General features: G+C 70.9%; 2 protein-coding genes and 3 pseudogenes. 3 read left to right on the top strand and 2 right to left on the bottom strand.

Going from position 1 to position 3,515, the window contains the following annotated elements:
* Positions 1-100 (top strand): annotated as a pseudogene (locus tag ACH107_RS31100) (Tim44 domain-containing protein); the annotation flags it as partial.
* Positions 101-225: 125 nt separating this feature from the next.
* Here ACH107_RS31100 and mdoH read toward each other — a convergent pair.
* Together mdoH and ACH107_RS31090 are read right to left on the bottom strand one after the other, a co-directional pair.
* Positions 226-1,467 (bottom strand): annotated as a pseudogene (mdoH, locus tag ACH107_RS31095) (glucans biosynthesis glucosyltransferase MdoH); the annotation flags it as partial.
* Positions 1,468-1,682: 215 nt separating this feature from the next.
* Positions 1,683-2,240 (bottom strand): cytochrome b, encoded by a 558-nt coding sequence (locus ACH107_RS31090; protein ID WP_412509535.1) that lies wholly within the window; start codon positions 2,238-2,240, stop codon positions 1,683-1,685.
* A 91-nt stretch (positions 2,241-2,331) separates the two neighbouring features.
* Here ACH107_RS31090 and ACH107_RS31085 point away from each other — a divergent pair, with 91 nt between their 5' ends.
* Both ACH107_RS31085 and ACH107_RS31080 read left to right on the top strand, forming a co-directional pair.
* Positions 2,332-3,084 (top strand): CDP-alcohol phosphatidyltransferase family protein, encoded by a 753-nt coding sequence (locus ACH107_RS31085; protein ID WP_412509534.1) that lies wholly within the window; start codon positions 2,332-2,334, stop codon positions 3,082-3,084.
* Positions 3,081-3,515 (top strand): annotated as a pseudogene (locus ACH107_RS31080) (sulfatase); the annotation flags it as partial. The gene ACH107_RS31085 and the pseudogene ACH107_RS31080, both read left to right, overlap by 4 nt.

The raw sequence follows: 3,515 nt of genomic DNA, 5'->3' as shown, positions 1-3,515 counted from the left end.
CCTTGCCGGGATCGCCATTTTCCTGATCCTCCGGCTTCGGAGCGTTCTGGGGACACGTGAGGGCTTCGAGAAGCCCCCCATGCCGCGCCAGACCGATAGAAGGACCGCGACCAGCGTGATGGCGGCCCCGGCGGTGGCCTCCGGCAGCCCGCGCGGGATCCGCCAGCGCGCGGTGCGGCCCGATTTCCAGCCGCAGTCGCGTCCGGCCAGCACCGACAGCACGGCGCCCGTCTGGCGGATCATCATGATCGGCGCGACGAGGCTCGATGTGGTGAGTTCCCCCAGCCAGGCCCGCAGGGTCAGCAGGCGCCGGCGCATCGTCCTGTCGCGGCGGATGCGCCCGGCCAGCGCGCAGAGTTTCGGCAGCATCAGCACGGCCGCGACCGTGGCGAACGGCAGCGCGCCGGCGACGGTGACGGCACCCGACGCGATGGCGATCACCAGCAGCAGCCACGCGGGCGCGGCGAGATAGCTGAGCACGCCGGATGCGAGGTGAAAGCGGCTCATCGGGTGCAGGCCGCGCCGGACCAGCACACGCAGGTGCTGAAGGTTGCCCTGACACCAGCGGCGGTCGCGCTTGTGAAACGCCGCCAGTGTCTGCGGGGCGTCCTCGGCGCTGCCGGCGAGATCGGGGTCAAGCTCCACCGCCCATCCGGCCTTGCGTATCCACGCGGCCTCGATGAAATCGTGGCTCAGGATCGGCCCGCCGAAAGGTGGCCGACCCGCGAGCGTGGGCAAGTTGACGGCGTCGCGGAAGGCGGCCAAGCGCATGATCGCGTTGTGCCCCCAGTAGTTGCCGGTGCGCCCGGCCCATGCGGCCATGCCGCGTCCGAAGTTCGACGACATGAGCCGCACCGCGACGCGCTGATGGCGGCCGAACCGGGTGTGTCCGGGCACGAGGCCCATCCCGGCCTGCAACAGGCCGGTGCGCGGGCGGGTTTCGATCTGGTGGATCATGCGGCGGATACGGCCGGCCGACATGCGGCTGTCGGCATCGAGCACCAGCATGTAATCGAAGTCGTCGCCGTGCCGGCGGAGCCAGTCGGCGATGTTGCCGGGCTTGCGCCCGGTATTGGCGTTCCGGCGGCGGTACTGCACCTTTCCAGCCGCGACGAGGTCGCGCAGCGCGGCCTCTTCGCGGGCGATGGCGGCGCTGCCGGTCGTGTCCGACAGGACGAAGATGCACGTGTCGCCGGACAGGCCGGCGCGGCCGAGGCGGGCATGCAGATCGCGCAGGTAGGCGGCTGCTGGTCCGGGCGGTTCCCGGCACAAGGTCAAGAGGATCGCCGTGCGGCCCGTCGGGTGCCACGCCGGGGCTGGGGGCGGCCCGCAATGCGGTGACTTTCGGCACAGGCCGATGATCGCCGTGGCCGCGCCGCCCGAAATCCATGCCGCGTTCAGCGCCAGCAGCGGCATCACCGCCAAGCCGACGACTGTCCATTGCGTGACGGACAGGGCGAAGACCATCGTGATCGCGGTGCCGAGCGCGATGGTCAGGCCGAAGAACACCGATCCAGCCTCCGGCCTGCGCAACCGCGGGGCGGCCGCGTTGCGCGCCGGGCGGTGAAGGGTTTCGGAGGATGACATGCTGTCCTGTCTGCTCCCTTGGCTGGCCGCCGCGCCCACACTGGGTCGTGGCGACTGGCAAGGAGGTATCGCCGCCGCGTGAAACGGCAAGCCCGTCAGCGTGTGCCGGGGGCGATGGGCGGCCAGATGCGCGAAAACACGCCATCCCGCCGGATGAGACGGTGGAACAGCGCGGCAAGGACATGCACAGCGATCACCGCCGTGATGACATAGCCGCCATAGCCGTGGATCAGCTTGGCGGTCCCGGCCAAGGCCTCGGACCGGGGCACCAGTGCGGGCAAGCCTGCGGCATCCAGCGTCTCGATCGGGAAGCCGCCGGCCTTGACCCGCGTGTAGCCAGCGATCGGCATGGCGATCATCAGGGTATAAAGCGTCGCGTGGCTGGCCCCGGCCGCAAGCGCCTGCCATCGCGGCACGTGGGCGGGCAGCGGGGGCGGGGGGCGGCGCCAGCGATAAGCAAGCCGCACGAGCGCGAGTACCAGCAGCGCCACGCCGGTGTTCTTGTGGAAGATGAAAAGCGCGTTCTGCAAGGACCGGTCAAGGCCATCCCGGACCATGAGCAGGCCCGCGGCGATCATCGCGAGCACGAGGATGGCCATGCCCCAGTGCAGGAGCCGCGCGACTGTTCGGTATTGCGTTGGCTCAAGTGACATTATCTATGAAGAGCATAGGTCGTTGCCGGGCGGGTTCAACCCTTGGCTGGCAGGGCCTTGACGCCGGCGGGTTCGCGCTATGATAAGCGTAATGAGCATGATTCAGCAGAATGCGGAGCCCGCGGGGGCGTCGCGGGCGGGCGCGACGGGCGTCACGCCCGTCGGCTCGCGGTACGCGGCCGCGTCCGTGACCGGGGCCTTGCTGGTGATCCTTGTCGCGTCGGGGCCGTTGGCGGCGGGGGCGGCCCGCGTGGCCGCCGTGACGGCGCTTTACGGTCTTGTGGCCGTGATCATCGGCCTGCTGATGCGGCGCACGTATCCGCATGACGCGCTGGGCCTGTGCAACCTCGTCACGTTGTTGCGCCTTGCGCTGGCGACGTGCCTCGTGGCGCCCCTGCTGGCCGGGGGGCAGGCGGACTGGGCCGTTTTCGCAGTGGCGGCCGTGGCGCTGGGGCTGGACGGGCTGGATGGCTGGCTGGCCCGGCGGCAGGGGCTGGTATCGGCGTTCGGCGCGCGGTTCGACATGGAGGTTGACGCGGCCTTGGGGCTGATCCTCGCGCTCAACGCCCTCGCGGCCGGGAGCGCCGGGGCGCTGGTGCTGCTGCTCGGGGTGCCGCGCTACGCCTTTGTCGCGGCGGGCTTGGCCCTGCCGTGGATGCGCCGGCCGCTGCCGAACCGGGCGGGGCGCAAGGTGGCCTGCGTTGTCCAGATTGCCGCGCTCATCGCGGTGCAAGCACCGATCCTGCCGCCCGGGCCCGCCGGGGGGATCGTCACGTTGGCGGTGCTCGGCCTTGGCTGGTCGTTCGGCCGGGATGTTCTCTGGCTCTGGCGGAGGCGGTCTTGACCCCGGCACGCGCGTGGCCGGTGGCGCGGCTGCTTCTTGCGGCGCTTGTTCTTCACCTGCTGCTGGTGCAGCCCAATCATCCCGCCGCGATGACGTGGCAGGCGCCGTTCCTGTTCGCCCTTGAACTGCCGGTCATCTTGCTGGCGCTCATCGCGCTGCGGGGCCGCGCCGCGACCGCGGCGCGGATCGTGCTTTGCGTCTGGCTGACGGTGCTTTGCGTGCTCAAGACGGCGGATTTCGCGATGTTCACGGCGCTGTCGCGCGGGTTCAATCCCGTTGCCGATCTGGTGCTGGTCGGGGCGGGCCTGCGCCTTGTGGCAGGCGCCATCGGGGCGGTGCCGGCCGGGCTGTTGCTGCTGGGCGCGGTCATCGCCGTGATCGCCGTCGGCGCGGCTGTCTGGTGGGCGAGCGGCGTCTGGGCGGCGGTGGCC

It is taken from the genome of Roseovarius halophilus (ex Wu et al. 2025) (assembly GCF_047086965.1).
Note: the sequence above shows the minus strand (reverse complement) of the source record. Positions and strands in the feature narration are given on the sequence as shown.

Bases quoted from the DNA above. Each gene is read 5' to 3' on its own strand.
- ACH107_RS31085 (WP_412509534.1), top strand. From the start codon at position 2,332: ATGAGCATGATTCAGCAGAATGCGGAGCCCGCGGGGGCGTCGCGGGCG.
- ACH107_RS31090 (WP_412509535.1), bottom strand. From the start codon at position 2,240: ATGTCACTTGAGCCAACGCAATACCGAACAGTCGCGCGGCTCCTGCAC.